Annotated in this window: 19 protein-coding genes; 5 read left to right on the top strand and 14 right to left on the bottom strand. The window is 61.8% G+C overall.

Annotation, left to right across the window (positions count from 1 at the left end; translation table 11 throughout):
• Positions 1-87: 87 nt before the first annotated feature.
• The 3 genes from CO666_RS31370 to panC all read right to left on the bottom strand — a co-directional run bounded on the left by CO666_RS31370 (position 88) and on the right by panC (position 3,392).
• Positions 88-1,491, bottom strand: a complete 1,404-nt coding sequence (locus CO666_RS31370) for a TadE/TadG family type IV pilus assembly protein (RefSeq protein WP_097615837.1) — start codon at positions 1,489-1,491, stop codon at positions 88-90.
• 147 nt (positions 1,492-1,638) lie between these two features.
• Positions 1,639-2,460 (bottom strand): 3-methyl-2-oxobutanoate hydroxymethyltransferase, encoded by an 822-nt coding sequence (gene panB / locus CO666_RS31365; protein WP_097615836.1) that lies wholly within the window; start codon positions 2,458-2,460, stop codon positions 1,639-1,641.
• On the bottom strand, positions 2,457-3,392 hold the full coding sequence (gene panC / locus CO666_RS31360) for a pantoate--beta-alanine ligase (protein WP_097615835.1): 936 nt from the start codon (positions 3,390-3,392) through the stop codon (positions 2,457-2,459). Before panC ends, panB begins: the two co-directional genes overlap by 4 nt.
• 233 nt (positions 3,393-3,625) lie before the next feature.
• On the opposite strand from panC, the gene CO666_RS31355 reads away from it, so the two are divergent.
• The 3 genes from CO666_RS31355 to CO666_RS31345 all read left to right on the top strand — a co-directional run bounded on the left by CO666_RS31355 (position 3,626) and on the right by CO666_RS31345 (position 7,116).
• Positions 3,626-4,108 carry a ProQ/FINO family protein gene (locus CO666_RS31355; protein WP_097615834.1) on the top strand — a complete coding sequence of 161 codons (483 nt, stop codon included), beginning with the start codon at positions 3,626-3,628 and terminating at the stop codon, positions 4,106-4,108.
• A 205-nt stretch (positions 4,109-4,313) separates the two neighbouring features.
• Entirely contained in the window at positions 4,314-5,300 is a 987-nt protein-coding gene (locus CO666_RS31350) for a cytochrome-c peroxidase (RefSeq protein ID WP_097615833.1), read from the top strand.
• 10 nt (positions 5,301-5,310) lie between these two features.
• Positions 5,311-7,116: a methyl-accepting chemotaxis protein gene (locus CO666_RS31345; protein ID WP_097615832.1), complete on the top strand. Its 1,806-nt coding sequence runs from the start codon at positions 5,311-5,313 to the stop codon at positions 7,114-7,116.
• A gap of 19 nt (positions 7,117-7,135) precedes the next feature.
• Here the strand turns inward: CO666_RS31345 and CO666_RS31340 are convergent, their stop codons facing one another.
• Positions 7,136-7,465, bottom strand: coding sequence for an excisionase family DNA-binding protein (locus CO666_RS31340; RefSeq protein WP_245436906.1), 330 nt, complete (start codon positions 7,463-7,465; stop codon positions 7,136-7,138).
• A 241-nt stretch (positions 7,466-7,706) separates the two neighbouring features.
• On the opposite strand from CO666_RS31340, the gene CO666_RS31335 reads away from it, so the two are divergent.
• Complete coding sequence (locus tag CO666_RS31335) at positions 7,707-8,246, top strand: PIN domain-containing protein (RefSeq protein ID WP_097615831.1); 540 nt, start codon at positions 7,707-7,709, stop codon at positions 8,244-8,246.
• On the opposite strand, the gene repC is transcribed toward CO666_RS31335, so the two are convergent.
• The 9 genes from repC to CO666_RS31285 all read right to left on the bottom strand — a co-directional run bounded on the left by repC (position 8,205) and on the right by CO666_RS31285 (position 18,856).
• Positions 8,205-9,554, bottom strand: coding sequence for a plasmid replication protein RepC (gene repC, locus CO666_RS31330; protein WP_097615830.1), 1,350 nt, complete (start codon positions 9,552-9,554; stop codon positions 8,205-8,207). The two genes, CO666_RS31335 and repC, sit on opposite strands and share 42 nt — an antisense overlap.
• A gap of 213 nt (positions 9,555-9,767) precedes the next feature.
• A complete protein-coding gene (gene repB, locus CO666_RS31325; RefSeq protein ID WP_097615829.1) occupies positions 9,768-10,742 on the bottom strand; it encodes a plasmid partitioning protein RepB in 975 nt (324 codons plus the stop codon).
• Between the two features lie 68 nt (positions 10,743-10,810).
• The gene (gene repA / locus CO666_RS31320) at positions 10,811-12,019 is read right to left on the bottom strand and encodes a plasmid partitioning protein RepA (protein ID WP_097615828.1); all 1,209 of its coding nucleotides are present in this window, start codon (positions 12,017-12,019) and stop codon (positions 10,811-10,813) included.
• 240 nt (positions 12,020-12,259) lie between these two features.
• The gene (locus CO666_RS31315) at positions 12,260-13,321 is read right to left on the bottom strand and encodes an ABC transporter ATP-binding protein (RefSeq protein ID WP_097615827.1); all 1,062 of its coding nucleotides are present in this window, start codon (positions 13,319-13,321) and stop codon (positions 12,260-12,262) included.
• 21 nt (positions 13,322-13,342) lie between these two features.
• The gene (locus tag CO666_RS31310) at positions 13,343-14,197 is read right to left on the bottom strand and encodes a sugar phosphate isomerase/epimerase family protein (protein WP_097615826.1); all 855 of its coding nucleotides are present in this window, start codon (positions 14,195-14,197) and stop codon (positions 13,343-13,345) included.
• 46 nt (positions 14,198-14,243) lie between these two features.
• Positions 14,244-15,482 (bottom strand): ROK family transcriptional regulator, encoded by a 1,239-nt coding sequence (locus CO666_RS31305; RefSeq protein WP_097615825.1) that lies wholly within the window; start codon positions 15,480-15,482, stop codon positions 14,244-14,246.
• A gap of 41 nt (positions 15,483-15,523) precedes the next feature.
• Positions 15,524-16,366 (bottom strand): carbohydrate ABC transporter permease, encoded by an 843-nt coding sequence (locus CO666_RS31300; RefSeq protein WP_097615824.1) that lies wholly within the window; start codon positions 16,364-16,366, stop codon positions 15,524-15,526.
• On the bottom strand, positions 16,363-17,292 hold the full coding sequence (locus CO666_RS31295) for a carbohydrate ABC transporter permease (RefSeq protein ID WP_097615823.1): 930 nt from the start codon (positions 17,290-17,292) through the stop codon (positions 16,363-16,365). The genes CO666_RS31300 and CO666_RS31295 overlap by 4 nt, the downstream gene beginning before the upstream one ends.
• Before the next feature lie 265 nt (positions 17,293-17,557).
• A complete protein-coding gene (locus tag CO666_RS31285; protein WP_097615822.1) occupies positions 17,558-18,856 on the bottom strand; it encodes a type 2 periplasmic-binding domain-containing protein in 1,299 nt (432 codons plus the stop codon).
• A 373-nt stretch (positions 18,857-19,229) separates the two neighbouring features.
• Here CO666_RS31285 and CO666_RS31280 point away from each other — a divergent pair, with 373 nt between their 5' ends.
• On the top strand, positions 19,230-20,276 hold the full coding sequence (locus CO666_RS31280) for a Gfo/Idh/MocA family protein (RefSeq protein ID WP_097615839.1): 1,047 nt from the start codon (positions 19,230-19,232) through the stop codon (positions 20,274-20,276).
• Positions 20,277-20,280: 4 nt separating this feature from the next.
• Here the strand turns inward: CO666_RS31280 and CO666_RS31275 are convergent, their stop codons facing one another.
• Positions 20,281-21,420, bottom strand: a complete 1,140-nt coding sequence (locus tag CO666_RS31275; RefSeq protein ID WP_097615821.1) for an ROK family transcriptional regulator — start codon at positions 21,418-21,420, stop codon at positions 20,281-20,283.
• Positions 21,421-21,504 lie beyond the last annotated feature (84 nt).

The following is a 21,504-nucleotide window of genomic DNA, read 5'->3' as shown; positions in this document are numbered from 1 at the left end:
AAGCAGCACACACGACAGAATGAAAACTGTCAGGTATCATCCCGGTCCAAACTGTCGACCATCAACCCGGTCGTTCAGCGTCGCCGATTACTGCGTCAGCCGCAAGGTATTCCCGCGGATCGCAGCGGCGATCGCATCGTAGACGGTCTTGATGGTGGCAGGCGAGGCCGTGAAGAAATGGGCGCTATTGGTGGCGCAGTTGCGGATGTTCACCACGTCGGCATCGGCGCTATAGGAAAGCGTATAGATCTCGATGCCGCTTTTCTTCATCGCCGTGCAGGCGGACTGCATCGCGGAGGTGGCAACCTGGTTGCAGGCCGACGATTGGGTCTGAGAACAGATCCAGTCGAACTTGTCGTTCGGGTCGTATTTCGTGTTCATTTCCCCATCGGTCATGAACACCATGACTTTCTGCACGGAATCGGAAACGGGTGCAGGCGAGGACTTGTCTCCCCAGACGCCCTGCCATTTCGGCGACAATGTGTACCATCCCGCGACCACGCCTGCGTCCAGCCGGGTGGAGCCTTCGGATGTCAGGCTCTTCACGGCATTTTTCAGATAGGCGAAGTCACCGGTGAGCGGCGTGACCGGCGGCGGACAGAAGCTCGTTCCCGATTTGGGATTGGCATCCATGGCGACGAAGGCAGATGTGGTCGGCGGCGCATCGCTCATGCCGTAAGCGCCGATCGCACCGGCATCCCTAACCTCGACATCCGCGCGCGGCTCGATGCAGCCCATCCAGTAATAATTCTTGGACGTGGACATAACAGGCGTGATGCCGTCGATCCAATAACCGAGCTTGTAGCTGGAGGAGGTATAAACAGATTTCGGATCGGTCCAGCGTTTGGGGACCGCGGCTGCTCCGTTATATGATTTGAGCCAGGTCGTATTCGCCATGCCGATATTGATGCGGCTCGAAAACGGCACGATCGAGATTTTGGTTTTGTCGACGAGCGACGCGTTGGACGAAAAGGCCTGCAGAAAACCGGCGACCGCGGTTTGCATGGGTGCAAAACGGTTCTCCTCGATCATCGAACTGGACACGTCGAGAACCAGCGCGATCTCCAATTGCTTCACTCCCGGCAAGGCTGCACAGGATCTGACGCTGATCGGCAAAGACTGGATATTGGCCACCTGCATGAAGGTCGTGGGGACGGCGTCCCCCACGTCGAGGCACAGCTCCGCTTCATCGCTCGATACTTCCGGTTTGCCGATCACGGCGGTCTTGAGTGTCCCATTCGCGGACAGGAAGGCGTTGACCGTGCCGGAAATGCGCGCCTCCGGCATTCCGTGCTCATATTTCGCCGCAGCCGCGAGCACCGCGGAGTCGGCTGCCGACTGCAAATCTACTCTGTCGTTATAAGCCCTGATGAAATCGATGGAGGCGCCGACCGCGAGAAGCAGAGGTACGGCGACCAATATAACGATGATTGCGACGGCTCCGTCCCGATTGTCGATCAGGCGGGAAAAGAAAGATAAAGGGCGTGTCATGGCATCCGCTCGAAATTGGTTTCGAGGCAGCGCTATGGCGGCAACCTTAACGACAGGGAAATGCGCAGCCGCCCGCGCAGGGCGCGGCGAATTTTCCGACGCGAATCGTATAGTCGGCTCTATTTTTGGACAGAGATTGCGACGGCTTCAGGAGCGCCGCTTGAACGTATGCTCCGCAGCCGGAAACTTTCGCGATCGCACCTCGTCGGCATAGACGGAGACGGCCGCCGCGATCCTCTTGCCAAGTTCGTCGTAGCGTTTGACGAAACGCGGGGTGAAATCGTTGAAGAGCCCGAGGATATCGTCGGATACCAGCACCTGGCCGTCGCAGGCGGAAGAAGCGCCGATACCGATGCTGGGTATGTGGATGGCCGAAGTCACCTCCCGGGCGAGCGGTTCCACCGTGCCTTCGATGACGACGGCAAAGGCGCCCGAGCCGCCGATGGCATGCGCATCGCGCCGGATCTTCGACGTCTCGTGTTCGGAATGGCCGACGGAACGATAGCCGCCCGCGGTTTGGACCTGCTGTGGCATCAGGCCGATATGTCCCATGACCGGGATGCCCCGCTTCGTCAGAAAGGCGATGGTCTCGGCCATCTCCTCGCCGCCTTCCAGCTTGACGGCGTCGCAGCCGGTTTCCTGCAGGATGCGCACGGCATTGCGGAAGGCAGCCTCCTTCGATTCCTGATAGCTGCCGAACGGCATGTCGACGACGACGCAGGCTTTGGTAACGCCGCGCATCACCGCCTTGCCATGGGCGATCATCATGTCGAGCGTGACGCCGATGGTGGTCTCCATACCGTAGAGCACCATGCCGAGCGAATCCCCGACCAGCAGCAGATCGCAATGCTCGTCGAGCAGGCGCGCCATCGGCGTCGTGTAGGCCGTCAGGCAGACGATCGGTTTGCCGCCCTTCATGGCCGAGATGCGGGTCGGCGTCAGGCGCTTCTGCAATCCGGTGGCGCTCATTTCGTCACTCCCTTTCCAGGCTGGCCTTTTCCGGGCTGACTTCTCCCGCCGATAACCCCGGCAATCCGGTTGTTCCCGGCGGCCCGGTTGCCGTCGATCACCCGGTTGTCGAGGAGCCGCGTCGAGCCGAAGCGAACGAAAAGCGCCACGACGACAGGCTCTTCGATCGAGCCGACCGGCCCAAGTGTCGAAGCGTCCCTGACGGCGACGACCTCGGGCTTTGCCAGCGGCTCGCGACCGAGAAAGGCCGTGAGCGTCGCTTCCAATTCCTTGGCGTCCGTCAGACCGTCGGCAACCAGGCGCTCGGCCTCGTCGAGGGTCTGCGGGACGATCGCCGCGGCACGCCGCTCCTCAGGACTGAGATAGACATTGCGCGACGACAAGGCCAGGCCATCGGCGTCCCGGACGGTCGGCACCGATATCACCCGCACTGGTATGGCGAGATCCTCCACCATGCGCTTGATGATGACCACCTGCTGGTAGTCCTTCTGGCCGAAATAGGCGATTTGCGGCTGCACGATGTTGAACAGCTTGGAGACGACGGTGGCCACGCCGGCAAAATGCCCGGGCCTGACCGCGCCTTCGAGCTCACGGCCGAGATCGGGAACATCGACGACGGCAAGCATCGGACGCGGATACATGTCCTCGACGCCGGGGGCGAACAGGAAATTGACGCCGGCCTGCTTGAGCATGGCTGAATCGCGTTCGAGATCCCGCGGATATTGGCTGAGGTCTTCCGCCGGGCCGAACTGCAGCGGATTGACGAAAATCGACACGACGACGAGGTCGTTCTCGGCCCGGGCGCGCGTTACGAGCTCCATATGACCGGCATGGAGGTAGCCCATCGTTGGCACCAGGCCGACGGTGCGCCCCTGGCGCTTCAGCGCATCGAGCGTGTGGCGCAGCTCGTCAATGCTCGAGAAAACCCGCATATATCCTCCCCGCGGCCGGTTACTCACCTTGGGCGCGGATATGAAGTGTAATCGATGCTGGAGGTCAATGCATATTCGGCGATAAAAACGATTAGATGGATGGCAAGGCCGTCAAGGCCTGCTTATATCTGCGCGGAAATGGCGGCTTGCGGCGGGGCCGGCAATGTGCGAACTGCGCCGCTATTGGCCCTGTCCGTCAAGATACGATCACAGTCGGTCGCTATGGAGAATGCATGGACAAACCCTGGAAGATCAGCCGCGGCCCGATCGCGGCAGCCGAGCTCGACGTGGAGAAGGCAAACGCGATCAACACGCTGTTGATCCGGCCGATCGGCGTGCTGCCCACCAAGCCGGGAGATCCTGTCCTCCCCTTTGCCGTCGGCCTCTTCAACGAGCTGCGTCCGTTGCTGAAGCCCGGCGCCGGCGTGACGACACTGCGCCGCGCCACGGCTGCCTATGTTCATTGCCGGCGCTATTATTTCGCCAGCGCCCAGCCCGATTCCATGCGTCACGGCCTTGACGGCGAACCGGTGGAACCGCTGTCGTCAGAAGATCGGCTGGTCGCGCAAAAACGCTTCCTCAGCCTCAAGCAGAGTGCCGGCAAGACCGAGGCGCCCGAGCAGCCAGCCCTGCCTCCCCCTCCCCTTCTGAGCAAGAATGAACAGATTCGCGCCGCCCTTCTCAATAGAAAGAGTTCGTCGGCCAGAGTGGGATGAGATAAGCGCGTCGCCCTTACATCATCCGCAACGTCGATAGGAATAGTAACCTGCTATTGTATTTCGCAGCGATAAATATCTGCGCTGCAACCGCAACCAGCAAAACTTTCACGCTGTCCTCAAGTATATTTTGCTTTACATAGCATTAATGCAATTGCGCTAAATTTAGCATCAGCCAGAAACTTCCTCCGGACTTGCTAGAACGATGCGCTTCCTGATTGCTGCTTCCCTATTCGCATTGGCTGCAGTCCAGCCAGGTGCTGCCGCCGATCTTTCCGCCTATAAGCGCCCGCTGACCGTGCCTTTCGAGGGGGTGACGGCCTATTCCCCTCAGCTGGCGACGCTCGGCAAGATGCTGTTCTTCGACCCCAGGCTTTCCGGCAACAAGAACATGACCTGCGCCAGCTGTCATAATCCATCCTTCGGCTTCGAGACGCCGGTGACGACGCCGATCGGCGCGGCCAATACCGCGCTCGGGCGTCAGGCGCCCACGGTCCTGAATGTTGCCTGGGTCACGCCTTTCTTCTGGGACGGCCGCGCGCCGAACCTGGAGGAGCAGGCCGCCGGCCCGATCACGGCTTCTGCCGAAATGAACGGCAAGCTCGATACCGCCGTCACCGAAATGCAGGACATCCCCGATTACAAGAAGTGGTTCGGCGAGGTCTTCCCGGATAAAGGCATCTCCAAGGAGACACTGCTGACCGCGATCGCCACCTATGAGCGGACGGTGGTTTCCAACTGGTCGCCCTTCGACCGCTGGGTCGATGGCGACGAGAAGGCGGTCTCCGACAGCGCCAAGCGCGGCTTCGAACTCTTCACCGGCAGCGCCGGCTGTTCCGCCTGCCATACGGGCTGGAACTTCACCGATAACAAGTTCCACGATATCGGCCTGCCGGACGAGGATATCGGCCGCTTCAAGATCGATCCGAGCAGCCCGAACAATCAGCATGCCTTCAAGACGCCGGGCCTGCGCAACACGCTCTATCGCGGCCCCTATATGCATGACGGCAGCCTGAAGAGCATGGACGAGGTGATCGCCCATTACGAAAGCGGCGGCGTCAGCCGTCCCTCGCTCGATCCCGCGATGACGGCCTTCCTGCTGACCGACCAGGAAAGCAAGGACCTGATCGCTTTTCTCGGAACCCTGACCGCCGAAAAGCAGGACATCCCCCTGCCGACGCTGCCGAACTGAGGTGCGTGCCATGAAGCTCTCCATCCGCATGCAGATCCTCGTTCCCATGGTGGCGACTGTTGTCGTCGGCTTCGGCAGCGCCTTCCTGATCGGCTACCAGGCCGTCACCGGCCAGGCCCGGGTCGCCGCCGTGGTAGAGCAGGCGGTGAACGCCAAGCTGGCGTCAGCCCATATAGAGCAGCAGTTCCGGCAGGCGACGTCGGTCGTCGACCGGGTGCTGTCGATGACGAATTTCGTGTCGGCGGCCGAGGTCAAGGCTGAATTCGACAAGAGCGACGGCGCGCTTTCGCAATCGCTCGACGAGCTTGGCGGTATCGATCTCGCGACGTCGCTGACCGAGGGCGTGCGGTCGTTGCGCGAGGCGCATGGCGCCTGGGAAAAGGACGTCAAGATCAGCCTCGGCCTGCAGCCGGCCGACGAAGTGCCGACGGCCGAAAAGCTCGCGCGCTCACAGCAGGCGATCCTGACCGGCATCACAGCCGTCAATGCCATCGTCGACAGGATCGCGACCGAGAGCGTCACTGAAGCCGGCAATGCCCTGGAAACGAAGATCGAAACCGAGCTGGCGCTCGCGGGCCTTGCCGCCATCATCGGCCTCGGCATCCTCATCGCCATCGCTCGGCATGTGTCGCGCCCGATCCAGCGCATCACCCACTCCATGCAGGAATTGGCGGCCGGCGAGACTGACAAGGCGATCCCCTATGCCGGGCGCGGCGACGAGATCGGCCTGATGGCGGGCTCCGTCGAAGTCTTCCGCCAGAACGCCATCGCCCGCATCCGGCTGGAAAGCCAGGCCGAGGAAAACCGGCGACTGGCCGAAGCAAACCGGCTGGCCGACCAGGAGCAGGCAGAACGGAGCGCGGCCGAGCGGCTGAAGGTCGCCACGTCGGGCCTCGCCACCGGCCTGAAACGGCTTGCCGAAGGCGATCTCGCCTTCAAGCTCTCGGATCGGTTCGCGCCGGAATTCGAGCCGCTGCGGCATGATTTCAACGCCTCGGTGGAGCAGCTCGGCGGCACGCTGCTTTCGGTTTCCCACAGCGTGTCGATCATCAATACGGGTACCCGCGAGATCAACAACGGCTCCAACGAGCTTTCCGGCCGCACCGAACGGCAGGCTGCGACGCTCGAGGAGACCGCCGCAGCGCTCGACGCCGTCACCGCCAAGGTCACCGAAGCCTACAAGATCGCCGAAGAGGCCCGCAACGTTGCCGATAACGCCAATCGCAGCGCCACGGCCTCCGGCAAGGTGGTGGCCCAGACGGTCGACGCCATGAGTCAGATCGAGGAATCCTCGAAGCAAATCAACAATATCATCGGCGTCATCGACCAGATCGCCTTCCAGACCAATCTGCTGGCGCTCAACGCCGGTGTCGAAGCGGCGCGCGCCGGCGAGGCCGGCAAGGGCTTTGCCGTCGTCGCCCAGGAAGTGCGCGAGCTTGCCCAGCGTTCGGCCCAGGCCGCCCGGGAGATCAAGGAACTGATCGGGCAATCCTCCGCCAAGGTCGCGAGCGGCGTCGAACTGGTCAACCACACCGGCGCGGCGCTTGGCGACATCGGCCGTTTCATCGTCGATATCAACCAGCGCATGGAAGCGCTCGCGGCCTCGGCGCGCGACCAGGCGACCAGTCTCTCCGAAGTCAATTCGGCCATGGGCCAGCTCGACCAGGTAACCCAGCAGAACGCCGCCATGGTGGAAGAAACCACCGCGGCCAGCGTGACGCTGGCGAGCGAAGCCGAGCGCCTGCGCGAACTGGTCACCCAGTTCGAACTGGGCGGGGCGGAGACTGGTGTGCGGAGCTATCGCGACGCTGCGTGAGCGTGAGGTTCAAGGCCTGTTAGCGAGGCTTGTTTCCGAGCGCATAGCCGTCGACATCCTCACTCAGCGAGGTCAGCCGATCCAACGCCGAGTTGCGCTTGGCGTCCCGATCCGCCTTGAATGCCGCGACATCAGTTGCTCTCAGGCGGCGGTGACTGCCGACCATTTCCGCCGGGAGCTCTCCCGCGTCGACCAATCGGACCAGATACTGCCGGGAGACATTGAGGATATCCGCCGCAGCCTGCGTCGACAGCATTTCTTCATCAGGAAGCACCGTCACCGGGCGCCCTTCCGCGAGAAACTCAGCCGCCTGAAAGATGATCTCGGCCAATACCTGCGGTACGTCCAAACGCTCGCCGTCAGCGTCGATGACTTGGACACTCCCCCGCTGCTTTTTCGAAGTCGCCCGCAAAAGCGATGCTATGCGGGCGGCGGCCGATCTCTCGGGTGCTGGAACGGCATTCAAGCTTTTGGCGGGATTTTTTTCGGACGATGTGCGATGGGGTGTGGCCATGTCGGTAATATGGCATGCAAACGCTATAAACGCAACCAACTAGTCCAGGGCAATTGGAAAACTCGCATAGGTGAATATGCTGGTCGCCGTACTTGATGCCAACGTGCTGTTTCCGATGCTGTTGCGGGATACGTTGCTACGCGTGGCGTCGGAAGGTTGTTTCCGAGCTCACTGGTCGCCTCGCATTCTCGAGGAAATGACACGCAACTTGATCAGCGACTACGGCATGGAACCATCCAGGGCAGAAGCGTTGCGGATGGCCATGGAGGAGGCATTTCCTGAAGCGAATGTGGAAGGCTGGGAAGAGATCGAGCCGACCATGCGAAATGACCCGAAAGATCGGCATGTCGTCGCGGCAGCAGTGGCGGCCGAAGCTGCAGTGATCGTGACGTCGAACATCCGCGATTTCGGCAATCTTCCCGGCGGTATCGTCGCCTTGACCCCTGACGATTTTCTCATCGAAATCCTCACGAATAGTGAGGCGAAGGTCCTGACGGCGCTAAGCATGCAGGCGGCGGCCTATCGGCGACCAACGCTGACCACAAGCGAACTAATCGGGAGACTTGCACTCACCTCACCCCGGTTCGCCGAGCAAGCCTTCCAAGCTCTTACCTGACGCTGACCTGCTCGCAACGACGCTCCCCGGAGAATTCACACGCAATAGCGCCATCAGCATCGGGCCGAGCGCAAATTCACCCCGTTCGGCGCGTCGCGTCAGGTCGCGGAGATAGCCTCCGGCGGAGTTGATGCACCCTCCCCTTTGCAGGATGCAGGCCATGACGGTGGCGGCGTTTTCCGGCCCCATCACGGTTGCCGCTGCCTCATAGGCGGACGAGCTGACGGCGAGCATTGATCGCACGACGATGGCTGCCGTCGTCATATCCCGCCAGCTGCCGATCCTGCCGCCCGGGCCGTAGTCGGCGATATCGGGGCAGGCCTGGAGAACGGTGGCGAGCGGGAAGGATTTCAGTTCGCCTGCCCTCGACCGGACGGCAAAGCTCGATCCCTTCCCGGCGTTTGTTCGCCCTTTCAGCCCGCCATTGTCCGGCTTCGTTCCTAGTTGCTGATCCCGGTCAGCCGGCCCCGCCGTCGTCGCCCCCTGCCCCGTTTCCAAGCCCGGTTCAGATTCAGACAGGGATTCGGTGTGAGAATTCTGTATGTGGCGCTCAATCTGGGATTCACTGGTGCTCGCTACCTGCATTTTCTCATGCAGTTCCAACAGGTTGATGATGTTTTCACGGATCGTCTCCAGTTCTTCGAGGATGGGCGTGAGGGTTTCGATCGTCGCGGCTCTGGGGAGGCGCTGCAGGACCGTCTCGAACATCAAGGACATGCGCTCCCAGTCGCCCGGAATCGCCTCCTCGACGGCGGCGGCGAGGAGCTTGGCGATGTCGCGGCGGCAGATCGTCAGCCGCTCCTTCATGGCGCGCAGCATCTGGCGGCCGGCGGCTATCCCCGCCGCGATCGCTTCGATCTCTGAGGCGCGGGCCAACAGCGGGGCGAGGCTGAAGCCGTAGGCCTCGTCGATCCCGCCTTCCCGGCCGCGGCGGACATAACGCTTGCCGTTCGGGCTGTCCTTGCGGGAGATGAGGCCGGCCTCGACGAGCACGGCGAGATGCCGGCGCAGCGTCGCGGGTGCCATGCCGCGGGCTCTGAGCGAAAGCTGCGCGTTCGAGGGAAAGACGACCAGCGGTTTTTCGCTGGAGAGTTCGTCCTCGGGATAGAAGGTCAAAAGCGCATCGAGCACGGTAAGCGCCCGGTCGGTCACACCGAGCCCTGCCCGGGCCTCGCAGACCGATCGGAACAATTTCCATTTGTTGCGCGTCGTTCCGGCCGCAATCGCTTCGCCGCGCCGCTGTTTCAGCAGCAGGGCAAGCGTCATCGGCCGCCGCCCGAAGGGCGTCGTCACAGTTTCACTCTCCATTTCCTTCACCTTCGATCAGGCAAAAGAAATCCGCTCACCGAAACGATGCGAGGGTTGAGGGTGCCAAAGCGTCATTTATGCGTCTGAGGAGACGCGAAGGGCGCTTCAGGACTCTTGACTGGGATTCGTGAAAATGCGATTCTCTGTCTTGCTTAAGGATGTGAGAAGGGCTTCCACGACTCGTTCGTTTGGGGGCCTTTTTCTTTTGCGGTTTCAGTCTCCTTGTTTGCCCTCCTCGGCGAGGAATTGCTCATAGAGCGCATCCAGCCTGCCGGAGAGAAATTCTCCGAAGCGGCCGGCATTTTTCGCCTTCATCGAGAGCGAAAACGCCTTGCCGTCATTCTTCATTTCCGCCTGCACCGCCTTATCAAGCGGCTGCCATGTCACCTTCCTTGCGGCGACGGTTTTCTTCACCGGCCGTGCGCTTTTGTTCAGCGCCGTGTAGAGCGCTTCGAAGCGTTTGTCGGAAGGTAGCTGATGAAAGCTGTCGTCCTGCAGGACCTTGGCGACACTTGCCGCATTGGCCGACTTGCCGGCGAGCAGCGACAGTTCCACCCAGCGTTCGCGGCCGACACCGGGTGCAGGCCCGATCGCCTTGATGATCTCCGGCGCGATGCGATCCATGACCGACATCATCTTGGAGACCGAAGCCGCATTGGCGGCAAGTGCTGATGAGACGACCTCCCTGTCGTAGCCGAGTTCTTCCAGCCGCCGGGCGAAGAGCGCCCGCTCGACGAAGGTGAGGTCGGCGCGCGCCGAATTCTCCTGCCCCTGGGCGATGACATGGGTGCGATCATCCATCGTCTTGACGACGGCCCTGACATTGCGGCCGAGTTCGCGGGCGGCGCGCAGGCGCCGATGGCCGAAGACGACCTGATAGCGACCGTCGATCCGGGCGTGGGGACGCACCAGGATCGGCGTATCCTGGCCGCGGGCGCGGATCGCGTCGACCAGTGCGCGGAAGTCATCGTCATCCTCCGACAGGCGGTCCTTGACGAAGGAGGCTTCGACGAGATCGGGGTCGAGATCGACGACAGCCTCGCCCTCCAGGAATTTCTCCGCCTGCTTGGCAAGCTCATCCAGCGAGCGGACGAGCGAGCGGCCTGCCCCGCGCATCGGATAATTCGCAGCGCCCGCGTTTTCGTCAGGCATATCGGCCAGCCCTTCAAGCAGATTTTTTCGTGCCATCGCTTCCTCCGATTACAGTCATTCCATTGATTCGGTTCAAGGAAACGGCGAATTTGTCAGCCGACAAATCACCGTCCCCATGCCTGGTGAACAAGGCCGGCGATCTCTGAGTTGACGGCGTCCATCGCCTCCAGTGCGCGATCATAGGTTCCCCGGTTCAGCGAGGCGCGCTCGACCTCGTAGAGCGTCTGCTTGGTGATCCCGGCATCCGAGATCGCCGTCGATTTGACCATCTGATGCTTCAGCATGAACTCGTGGAACATGGTCGACATGAAGCCGACCATCTGCGCCTGCGGCACGTCGGTCGGCTCATAGCGAGTGATGAGATAGCGATACCAGGAGAGGTTCACCTCGGCGCCGGCGGCGCGGATCGGCTTCAGGATCCCGCCGAGCATCAGCAGGAACTGGCCCATCGACATGACGTCGAGCATCTGCGGATGGATGGTGATCAACACGCTCGTCGCCGCCGTCAGCGCCGTCAGCGTGAGATAGCCGAGCTGCGGCGGGCAATCGATGACGACGACGTCGTAACGGTCGTCGACTTCGGCGAGCGCGCGCGAGATGCGGGTGAAGAAGGTCTTGCCGTCATTGGTCGATTTGTCGGCCATGGCGAGCGGCGTGTCGTACTCGTATTCCTGCAGGTCGAGATTGGCCGGCACGATATCGAGGCCGGGGAAATTGGTCTTGTGGATGATCTCGGAGAGCGGCTTCTTCTCGCCGTCGTAGCGGATCGCCTCGTAGAGCGAGGAGGCCTGGTCGAATTCCGGCTGGAAGCCGTGCAGGGAAGAGAGCGAGGCTTGCGGATCGAGATCGACGGCAAGCACGCGGTGGCCGGTCAGCGCCAGATGCTGGGCGAGGTGGGCTGCCGTCGTCGTCTTGCCCGAGCCGCCCTTGAAGTTGACGACGGCGATCACCTGCAGCTTCTCATGGCCGCGGCGATGGGGAACATACATGCGGCTTTCGGAGCGGCCATGCGCATCGAGATAGCGCCTCAGCTCCAGCATCTGCTCAGCGCTGTAGGAGCGCCGCCCCGAAGGCGAGGTCTGTGGGCAGGGACCTTTGCCTTCGAGATGCAGTTTCTTCAGCGTGCTTTGCGAGGCCCCGACATAATTGGCGACCTCGGCGAGAGAAAAGCTGCGCAGCGTCTTCTTTGCATTGGGCGGAAAGCGCTGCACGCTCAGGAGATGCAGCTTCTTCGAAATCACGTCGCCCTGCTCGAGAATCTGATCCTCGAAATGCAATGGCACGGCCTTCAAGGCGTTCGAATTAGCGTTCATCGGCAGCAATCTCTCGGATAACGATTTTCGGGATCAAAAGCCCCTGTAACCGTTATTATCCGCGATTCTCCAATGCCGGCCAAGAATTTTAAGGTTAACGCATATTAACCTTTTCGGTGCTCGTTCAAACACTTGGCTGCTGCGGCACGATGTCTGGAAGGGCCGGGAATTCTGGGCCGGGGGCGCTGATAACGCGCCCCCGGCGTCGCCCGGCCGAAGGGGAGGGGGCATTCGGCGGGCTTAGCTGAGGGGCGCTTCGCCCGATGTGATGCGCTGTTCGTCCGCGCCGAACAGGTGAACGGTGTCGTGGCCGGGTGCGATCCTCAACACGTCTCCGGGGGCGGCCCTGATCCGCTCGCGGAAGACGCAGGTCAGCGTCTGGGCTCCCAGCCGGACGAGAACGAGGGTTTCCGAACCCGTGGGCTCTACGACGATCGTCGTCACCTCGATGCCGTTGGGGTCGAGCATGATATGTTCGGGACGGATGCCGTAGGTCACGGCATCCCTGGGCCGGCGTTCGCTCGGCAGGATGAGGCCGTCCTCGGTCCGGAACCCGTCGTCGGTCATGGTGCCCTGGATGAAATTCATCGCCGGCGAGCCGATGAAGCCGGCGACGAAGAGATTGTTCGGGCGGTCGTAGAGTTCGAGCGGCGAACCGGACTGTTCGATCAGCCCGTCCTTCATGACGACGATCTTGTCGGCCATGGTCATGGCCTCGATCTGGTCGTGGGTGACGTAGATCGTCGTCGTCTGCAGCCGCTGGTGCAGCTCCTTGATCTCCGAGCGCATCTGCACCCGGAGTTTGGCGTCGAGGTTCGACAAGGGTTCGTCAAAGAGGAAGACGGCCGGGTCGCGCACGATCGCCCGGCCCATGGCGACGCGCTGCCGCTGGCCGCCGGACAGCTGCTTCGGATAGCGCTCCAGCAAGGTTTCCAAGCCGAGGATCTTTGCCGCATTGCCGACCCGCTGGTCGATCTCCGATCTCGGCATCCGCTTCAGCCGCAGCGAAAAGCCCATGTTCTTCGCCACCGTCATATGCGGATAGAGCGCGTAGTTCTGGAACACCATGGCGATATCGCGATCCTTCGGCGCCAGCTCGTTGACGATATGCTTGCCGATCTGGATCTTGCCCGAGGTAATGCCCTCCAGCCCGGCGATCATTCTCAAAAGCGTCGATTTCCCGCAGCCGGAGGGGCCGACGAGGACGACGAACTCGCCGTCGCCGATATCGACGGATACGCCTTTGATGGCTTTGAACGCGCCGTAATCCTTGCGCGCATTGCTGACCGAAACATGGGCCATGAAACTCCTCCCGAAATGCCGTCAAAGTCCGTTCAAGACACTCTTCAAATAATCAAGGCCGAGGCGCTCGCCTTCCCTGCGCGCGGCCAGATCCTTGCCCGGCCAGCCATAGGCGGCATCCTCATGCTCGATCGATAGCGTGCCGTCAAAACCGTGGCCGCGGGCCTGGCTGAGGAAACGCGGCCAGTCGAGGAGGCCGAGCCCCGGCAGCTTGTATTGCCACCAGCCCCTGCCGTGATAGCCGAGCGCCTGCAGGGCCTCTCTGTCGATTGCTGTATCCTTGGCATGCAGGATGGCGATGCGATCTTTGACCGCTTCCATCGCCCGATAGGGATCGACGCCGATGCGGATGAGATGCGAGGGATCGAACTCCAGGCCGAAGCGGCGATCCGGAATCCTTTGAAAAAGCTCCTGCCATCCCTTCGGCGTCGTGCCGATGAAATTATCTCTCGGCCCCGGCCAGTTCTCGATCGCGAAGGTGAGGCCGCTCGACTGCGTTTCTGCGATCAAACCGTTCGCGAAGTCGGCGAAATCGTCATAATTGGCTTCGTCGCTTGCCGTATCATCCCGGCCGGGGAAGATCACAAAGATGGGAACGCCGGTCTCGCCGATCGCTTCGGCGAATTCGGCCGTTCTTGCCCGAAGCTCCCGGCGTTTGTCGTGGTCGGCATCGAGCTGGTTGCCGAAATAGGTGAGTGACGACACGAAGAGGTCGCGGCTGCGGGCGAGTGCGACGGCGGCCTCCACCCGATCCGGCGTTTTGATATGGCCGCCGACATCAATCTCGATGGCGTCGAAACCGGCCGATGCGGCAAAATCCACAACTTCTTCCAGCGGGCGATCATTGAATGTCGAGGTGTAAAAGCCGATCTTCACCAAATCCTCCGATCTTCACCAAGTCCCTGGGGCCCTGCCGGCCGTTTCAGCTGTTCAGGCGGTCCATATTCTTCAGCGGCGAGCGTGTGCGTTGAGCAGCATCGGCCGATGCGAGCATGAGGGCCGCTGCCATCGGCATCGCCGCCGCGCCCATCGCCGAGGCGTCCTCTCCGAGCGAGGCGCGATGAAGCGACGGAAGATTGGCATCGTCGGCGTCGAGATGCTCATGCACATAGCGCAGCAATTCGTCGACGATGCGGATCGGCAGCCTGCCGCCGACGAGGACGGCATCGGGATCGACGATCATGCCGATATGTTTGACGGCGACGGCCAGATGCGCGCTCATTTCCTTCAGCCACTGCGAAACCAGACGCCGGCCATGCGCATCGAGCGTCAGAAGATCGTGGGGAACGCTGACCGCGACGCCGTTTCGCGCCAGGAAATCATAGAGGGAAAACAGCGAGAAGATCTCGCCGAGAAGCTGAACCTTATGGGCTTTTTCGTCCCGGTCATCGGCAATCGGAAGCCAGCCGATTTCGCCGCTGAGGCCCATGGCGCCGCGATGGCCATTGCCGTCAAGCACCAGCCCGCCGCCGGGGCAGGCATTGATGGCGATGTAGAAGAAGCTGCTGCTCTCGGCACCCAATCCATAATCGAGTTCGGCAAGGGCTGCGGCATTGGCTTCGTTTTCGATGAAGACCGGATGCTGCGTTAGGTTCTCCAGTGCCGCGCGCACATCGAAATCAGTCCATTCCTGATAGGCTTCGGGCTTGCCGAGGAGCGAAATCTCCCCAAGCCAATCCGGCATGGCGAGACCGATGCCGGCGAGCCGCGCGTCGTCGATCAGCCGGCTGCGCTGGAAATGCGAAATCGCATCGGATGTCAGCTGCAGGAATTCCGCCGGCAGGATGAAGCGCTTTTCGTGATGCACACGGGCGCGGACATTGCCGACGGCGTCGACTGCCAGGATCGTCAGATGATCGCGATCGATATTGATGCCGATGGCGAAACAGGCATCCGGATTGATCTCGAGTTCGATCGCCGGCTGGCCTCTCAGCCCATGGCGCCGGCGGGCTTCCATGATCAGGCCCTCATCCAGCAGCCGATCGACGATCCGGGCGATTGCTGGTTTGGTAAAACCCGTCTGCCTGGCGATTTCGGCGCGTGAAATCGGCGCCTGGCGATGGATGCAGCGCAGCACGACCGCCCTGTTGTGCTCGCCGGCATCTTCGACATTGGCGCCGGTCAGATCGGGGGAGAGCCTGGCGCCGAGCGGCTGGTTCATAGGGTCAAATCCTTCATCAAGCATCGAGACCGGACCGACCCTCATCCCTTCACCGCGCCGCTGGTCATCGCGCCGAGGATCAGCCTCTGGAGCGACAGGAAGGCCACGATCGCCGGAACGACGGAGATCAGGCAGGCGGCGGCAAGCAGCTGGATAGACGAGTCGGTCTGCATGCCGCGGAAGTTAAAGATTCCGACGCCGATCGGCATCAGGTCATTTTTGGTGAGCAGCAGGAAAGGCACCAGGAATTGCGACCAGCCGGCAATGACCGTGATGATGAAGACCGAGGCGATGCCCGGCGCCGAGAGCGGCAGGATGATGCGCCAGAAGACCGAGAAGCGGTTGCAGCCGTCGATCATCGCCGCTTCGTCGAGGCTGCGCGGAATGCCGTCGACCGTGCTCTTCAACAGCCAGGTCGCCAAGGGAACGCCGAGCGCGATATAGACCATGACGACGGCAAAATGCGTGTCGAGCAGGCCGAGGCGGTTCATGTAGCGATAGAGCGGCACCATGATGACGAGCGGCGAGATCATCTGGAAGAGCAGTAGTCCCATCATGGACAGGCCCTTGCCGCGGAACTGGAAGCGCGAAAAGGCGTAAGCCGCGGGCAACGCAACGATCAGCACGCCGAGCCCGCTCAAGGCCGCAAGCTTGAGGCCGTTCCAGAGATAGATCGGAAAGTAGCTGTTGTTCAGAACCGTGATGAAATTCTGGATGGTGGGATTGTCGGGAATATAACGCGCCGCGCCGCGATAGACCTCACGCTTGTCACGCAGCGCCATCGACAGCAGATAGGTGAGGGGGCCGGCGAAGAAGACGAACATCACCAGCATGAAGAGATAGCTCATGGCATCGCCGAGCCGGGTTCCGGTGCGTCCGCTCATTGCTCCTCCTCCTTCGGCAGGAACGACGCATAGACGAAGGCAAGCCCGAGGCTGATGATCAGCATCAGCACGGAAAGCACGCTGCCGCCCGACAGGTCGTAGTTTCGGAAGACGATGTTGAAGACGTAGAGCGAGATCACCTCGGTCGCGCGCCCAGGGCCGCCGCCGGTCAGCGTGATGATCGCATCGAAAGTGTTCACCGTCTGGATGGTGATCAGGATCATGTTGACGAGGATCGCGGCCCGCAGCTGCGGAAGGGTGACGAAGAAGAACTGCTGCGAAGCGGTGGCGCCATCGACCTCGGCTGCTTCGTAGAGCGAGGGATCGATCGATTTCAACGCCGCATACATGACGACCATCGAAAAGGCCGTGCCGCGCCAGATGTTGGAGATCAGCGTCGACCAGGGCGCCATCGCAGGATCCGAAAGCCAGGCGACGGTTGGCATGTGCATCAGCCTGAGAATGCTGTTCAGCGCGCCGTAGGGCGCTTCGGAAAACAGCATCTGCCAGATGATGCCGCCGGCAATGCCCGGCACGACCCAGGCGATGAGCGCCGTCGTCCGCAGGATTGTGGTGCCGAAAAGGCCGCGCTTTTCGCCGCGAATGACGGTGACGGCGACCGCAAGGCCGAGGATCTGCTGGCCGATGACGCTGCCGCCGACGAAGATCAGCGTCGCCCAGAGAATGTCGGGCAGCTGCGGCGAACTCAGCGCATTGGCGATCGACCCAAACGTATATTGCTGGTTTTCGCCGATCAGTGTCGCATTGGTGAAGGAGAGCCGGAAAACGTCGATGACGGGATAGAGGTAGAATATGCCGATGACGACGATCACGGGCATGATCCAGGGCAGGGGCGCGCCGGCGAACCGGCGCATGAACGTTCTGCTTTGAGGCGGGCTGTCAGCCTCGATGGCAATAGGGCTCATTGGCATCTCTGTCCGGGTTTGGCACTGTCAACGGCGCCTCAATGGCAGGCGCCGCCGTTATCTGAAGTGTAAGAGACGCCCGGCATGCGAGCACGGCTGGCGCCGATGGCTGCCCCTCACCCTAACCCTCTCCCCGCTCGCGGGGAGAGGGGACGTGCCCTACGAGGCGCGGGTGAGGGACGGAGAGGTCGCAGCTTGTCCCTTCTCCCCGCATGCGGGGAGAAGGTGGCGGCAGCCGGATGAGGGGCTAGCCGCTGCCGTGGCATCACAGACGCTTGTAAGCCTCCATCGCCGCGCTGAAGGCGGCATCGAGAGCCTCTTCCGGTTTCTTCGTTCCCGAGAGCACGTCACCCATCATGATCTGGATCTGGTTCGAGATCTCGGGATAGATCGGCACGCCGGGGCGGGCCTGGCCGTCCACCAGCGCATTGGCGAAGGTCTTGTTGGCTTCCGTCGAGAAGACCTCATACTTGTCGAAGAGCGATTTCCTGGTCGGCAACTGCTGCTGCAGCGCGTTTGCCGGGCCCATATAGACGTCGCGGGCAAGATTGGCGCAGAGCTCGACCTTGTCCTTATCCTTGCTGAAGGAGGCGACTGTCCAGCCGCCGGTGCCCGTCGACTTCTGGTCGGCCGTGGGGCCTGGGATCGGCGAGAAGGTCCAGTTCTTGAATTCGCTTTCGTCGAGCGTGGTTTTCAGCTGCGCATATTGCCAGTTGCCGCCGATGAAGAGCGCCGTCGTCGCCGCGGCTGCCGCCGCGTTCATATCGTCGTAGTTGGCAATCGTGGTGACGCGCTTGGGTGCAGCACCGGAATCGACGAGATCCTTGAAGTAATTCAGCGCCTTCAGGAATTTCTCCTTGTTCTCGCCTTCGCCGAAGACCGGCTTGCCCGAATCGTCGACCAGCTTGCCGCCGAGCGCCCAATAGTTGGCCAGCCAGTCGAAGGTCGTGCCTTCCCAGCGCCCGCCGTTGAACAGAACGCCTTCCATGCCCTCCTTGGTGGAGGCAAGGGCCGCCTTCTTCAGATCATCCCAGGTCGCAGGCGCATCGGCGACGACAGATTTGTTGCGGTAGAGCACGCGAAGATCCGTATCCCACCACCAGGCGCGCACCGTCTTGTCTTTGTCGGTGATGCCGTCGCGGATGAAGGGGAAGAGGTCGGCGACTTCTTCCTTGGAGAAATAGGGCGTGAAGTCTGCCAGCACGTGGTTGACCATGAACTGCGAGAGCACGAAGGAGTCGACGGCGGCGCAATCAGGGGCGTTGCCGGCCTTGGCCTGCTCCAGCATCTTGGCCTGTTCGGTGCCGATGTCGGAGGACATGAATTGCATCTGCAATTTCCAGTCCGGGTGCTTCTTGATGAAGTCGACGAAGAGCTTCTGGTAGCCCTCGGCGATAGCTGGGTCGGAATTGTTCGGGCTATCGTTCGTCAGGCGGACGACGAGAGTTTTCGGGGCATCGGCAAGGCCGATCCGGTCTTTGGTGGCAAGTTCCTGGGCAAAAACGGCGGATGCTGAAAATAAGATAGTGCTCAGCGTCAATGCGCTGACGGTGGCGCTCTTCATGATGGGTCTCCTCCCCATTTTGAACGAATACAGCCTGGCGGTCGGTTGACCTCTCCTCATTTCCGTGCTGCATTAATTAGATTAAGTTACTTTGATTTGATGTCAAGCCACAGCTTTGGGAGGCGAGAGCCTGGGAGGTTGAGATGCTGGCGACATTCAACAGCAGCTAGCGCGCATCCGCCGTTTCGGAAGGGATGCGCGCGAATTAAAGTGCCAAGTTGAAGTGATGAAGCGTCTTCGGACGCGCGGCGCACCCACCCGCAATTTTCCCGAAGAAGAGCCCGAGCCGATCGCGGATGGCCGCGATGGTGTGTCGCTCTCGTTTTGGCTCGGCCGCCGCGGCAGCCGGAAACTGAAATCCATGGAGGAGAAGATGCGTTTACTCATTCTCGGCACCGGCGGCATGGCCAATCAGCACGCGGCGCGCTTCAAGGCGATCGAAGGCGTCAGCGTCGTTGGCGGCGTCGATGTCGTTCCCGAAAGGCTTGCCGCCTTCTGCACCGAACAGGGCATCGCCAATCATTTCACCTCGCTCGAGGAGGCGCTTGCCTGGGGCGAGTTCGATGCGGTGGCGAACGTCACGCCCGACAGCATTCACCACCCGACCACGCTTCAGGCGATCGCTGCCGGCAAACATGTCTTCTGCGAAAAGCCGCTGGCCACCGATGCCGTCAAGGCCATGGAGATGACCGAGGCGATCGAGCGGGCGGGCAAGGTCGGCATGGTCAACTTCACCTATCGCAATTCGCCGGCGCTGCAGAAAGGCCGGCAGATGGTGCTTGCCGGCGAGATCGGCGCGGTGCGCCACGTCGAGGCCTCCCATCTGCAGAGCTGGCTTGTCGGCCGCCACTGGGGCGATTGGAAGAGCGAAAGCAAATGGCTGTGGCGGCTGAGCAAAAAACACGGATCGAACGGCGCACTCGGCGATATCGGCATCCATATCGTCGATTTCGCCTCCTATGGTTCCGGCCTCGACATCGCCCATGTCTTTGCGCGGCTGAAAACCTTCGACAAGGCGCCGGGCCATAAGATCGGCGAATATGATCTCGACGCCAATGACAGCTTCACGATGAATGTCGATTTCACCAATGGCGCGATCGGCACGATCCAGGCGACCCGCACGGCGGCCGGCCAGATGGATCAGTTGCGCCTCCGCGTCTATGGCGAAACCGGCTCGATCGAGATGATCTACGACACCGGCAAATCGACGCTGCGCGCCTGTCTCGGCGAAGACGTGCACACGGCAACCTGGCAGGACGTGCCCTTCGATCCTGTGGAAACCAACTACCAGCGCTTCGTCCAGGCTGTACGGGCGGGCAGGACACAGGAGCCGTCCTTCCGCCGGGCCGCCAATATCCAGAAGGTCCTCGACAAGGCGCTGGCCTCCGATCTCAGCCGCGCCGACGAAGCGCTGACCTGAGCCATCAGCCCGAAGCCGGCGGCAGCAGCAAAGTGTTGAGAAAGGGCAGGAGGGCGGCACCGAGTGCTACGCCGCCGCCGGTGAAGCTCGCCGGTTTCATCGGCGAAATCCAGGGTGTCAGCAACGGTCTCGTGGAGGTGTCGCGCCGCTCGATGGAAAGCTGATGGATCAGCGCTTCGATCACGCCTTGCGGCAGGTCGCCGCCGATCATCACGACGCTCGGGGCAAGGAAGCCGGCCATGGCGATAATCGGGTCGAGCAGATGGCCCGCAGCGTCCCTGATCCATTGCGACAGCGACGGGGAGGAGAATTCCTCGCCCTTCAGCAGGCGCGCGAATTCCTCGTCGCCGATGCGTGAACGCAGCGAATCGAAACCGACGACCGTGTTCAGCTGGACATTGTCGGGGCCGGTCAGCATTTCGCCGATGCCGCCCGCCCGGCCATGCACGCCGGAATAGGGAACGCCCCGAATGAGAAAGCCGGCCTGGACGTCGTCATCGATGATGATCATCGCCAGCCCGCCTTCCCGCGTGGCGCTGCCGATCGTGCGCTCGGCAAGAAGGCCCGCCGTACATTCATTCTCGACATAGGGACGCGCGATCGTCGACATTGCGGCGATTTGATCGCTTTGCTCGTCTGTCCAATCCTTAGCGGCGATGCCGAGCCCGATGATCGGTAATGTCGCGTGGCGATCGACCATGTCCCTGACGGCCGCATGCACCAGCTTCACCTTGTCTGCCGGATCCAGGCCGAAATAGACCCGGTCATGCACCTGGCCGCTGAGATCGATCAGCACCATCTCGCCACGGCTGCGGCGAAGCTTGACGCCGACCGAGAAGGCGCCCTCCGGCCGAAGCGCGAATTCCGTGGCGGTGGCGCCGCCCCCGAGCCCATTGCGGCGGTTTGACGTGACGAGTTTCTCTTCCGCCAGCCGTCGCAGAATATTGGTGATGCCAGGCCCGGTCAGCCCGCTATGTCGCCCAAGCTCGGTGCGCGTCAGCGGCCCGTGCCGGCGGATCGCTTCGAGAATGACGCGAATATTCCGGTCGGCAATCTCCCCCGACCTCAGCCCAACCGTCTTGGCGCGCGGTGCGCCCGTCTCCTGGGAGTGAAGCCGACGCGGCCCTGACCGAAGATACCGCATGACCGCCTTCCCTGAAGCGTGTCGCCTGGAAATGTGCAGCGCTTCCGGGATAACGACATGCATAAAACAACAAGCTAAAGCGCG

Origin of the sequence: Rhizobium chutanense (genome assembly GCF_002531935.1) — a bacterium.
GTDB classification, from domain to species: Bacteria; Pseudomonadota; Alphaproteobacteria; order Rhizobiales; family Rhizobiaceae; genus Rhizobium; species Rhizobium chutanense.
This window is presented reverse-complemented; position numbering and strand designations above follow the sequence as displayed.

What these genes read in the sequence shown, in the direction of transcription:
- CO666_RS31280 (WP_097615839.1), top strand. Translation starts at nt 19,230, where the DNA reads ATGCGTTTACTCATTCTCGGCACCGGCGGCATGGCCAATCAGCACGCG.
- CO666_RS31350 (WP_097615833.1), top strand. Translation starts at nt 4,314, where the DNA reads ATGCGCTTCCTGATTGCTGCTTCCCTATTCGCATTGGCTGCAGTCCAG.
- CO666_RS31305 (WP_097615825.1), bottom strand. Translation starts at nt 15,482, where the DNA reads ATGAACCAGCCGCTCGGCGCCAGGCTCTCCCCCGATCTGACCGGCGCC.
- CO666_RS31345 (WP_097615832.1), top strand. Translation starts at nt 5,311, where the DNA reads ATGAAGCTCTCCATCCGCATGCAGATCCTCGTTCCCATGGTGGCGACT.
- repC (WP_097615830.1), bottom strand. Translation starts at nt 9,554, where the DNA reads ATGGAGAGTGAAACTGTGACGACGCCCTTCGGGCGGCGGCCGATGACG.
- CO666_RS31285 (WP_097615822.1), bottom strand. Translation starts at nt 18,856, where the DNA reads ATGAAGAGCGCCACCGTCAGCGCATTGACGCTGAGCACTATCTTATTT.
- CO666_RS31335 (WP_097615831.1), top strand. Translation starts at nt 7,707, where the DNA reads ATGCTGGTCGCCGTACTTGATGCCAACGTGCTGTTTCCGATGCTGTTG.
- panC (WP_097615835.1), bottom strand. Translation starts at nt 3,392, where the DNA reads ATGCGGGTTTTCTCGAGCATTGACGAGCTGCGCCACACGCTCGATGCG.
- CO666_RS31275 (WP_097615821.1), bottom strand. Translation starts at nt 21,420, where the DNA reads ATGCGGTATCTTCGGTCAGGGCCGCGTCGGCTTCACTCCCAGGAGACG.
- CO666_RS31300 (WP_097615824.1), bottom strand. Translation starts at nt 16,366, where the DNA reads ATGAGCGGACGCACCGGAACCCGGCTCGGCGATGCCATGAGCTATCTC.
- CO666_RS31370 (WP_097615837.1), bottom strand. Translation starts at nt 1,491, where the DNA reads ATGACACGCCCTTTATCTTTCTTTTCCCGCCTGATCGACAATCGGGAC.
- repA (WP_097615828.1), bottom strand. Translation starts at nt 12,019, where the DNA reads ATGAACGCTAATTCGAACGCCTTGAAGGCCGTGCCATTGCATTTCGAG.
- CO666_RS31355 (WP_097615834.1), top strand. Translation starts at nt 3,626, where the DNA reads ATGGACAAACCCTGGAAGATCAGCCGCGGCCCGATCGCGGCAGCCGAG.
- panB (WP_097615836.1), bottom strand. Translation starts at nt 2,460, where the DNA reads ATGAGCGCCACCGGATTGCAGAAGCGCCTGACGCCGACCCGCATCTCG.
- CO666_RS31295 (WP_097615823.1), bottom strand. Translation starts at nt 17,292, where the DNA reads ATGAGCCCTATTGCCATCGAGGCTGACAGCCCGCCTCAAAGCAGAACG.
- CO666_RS31315 (WP_097615827.1), bottom strand. Translation starts at nt 13,321, where the DNA reads ATGGCCCATGTTTCGGTCAGCAATGCGCGCAAGGATTACGGCGCGTTC.
- repB (WP_097615829.1), bottom strand. Translation starts at nt 10,742, where the DNA reads ATGGCACGAAAAAATCTGCTTGAAGGGCTGGCCGATATGCCTGACGAA.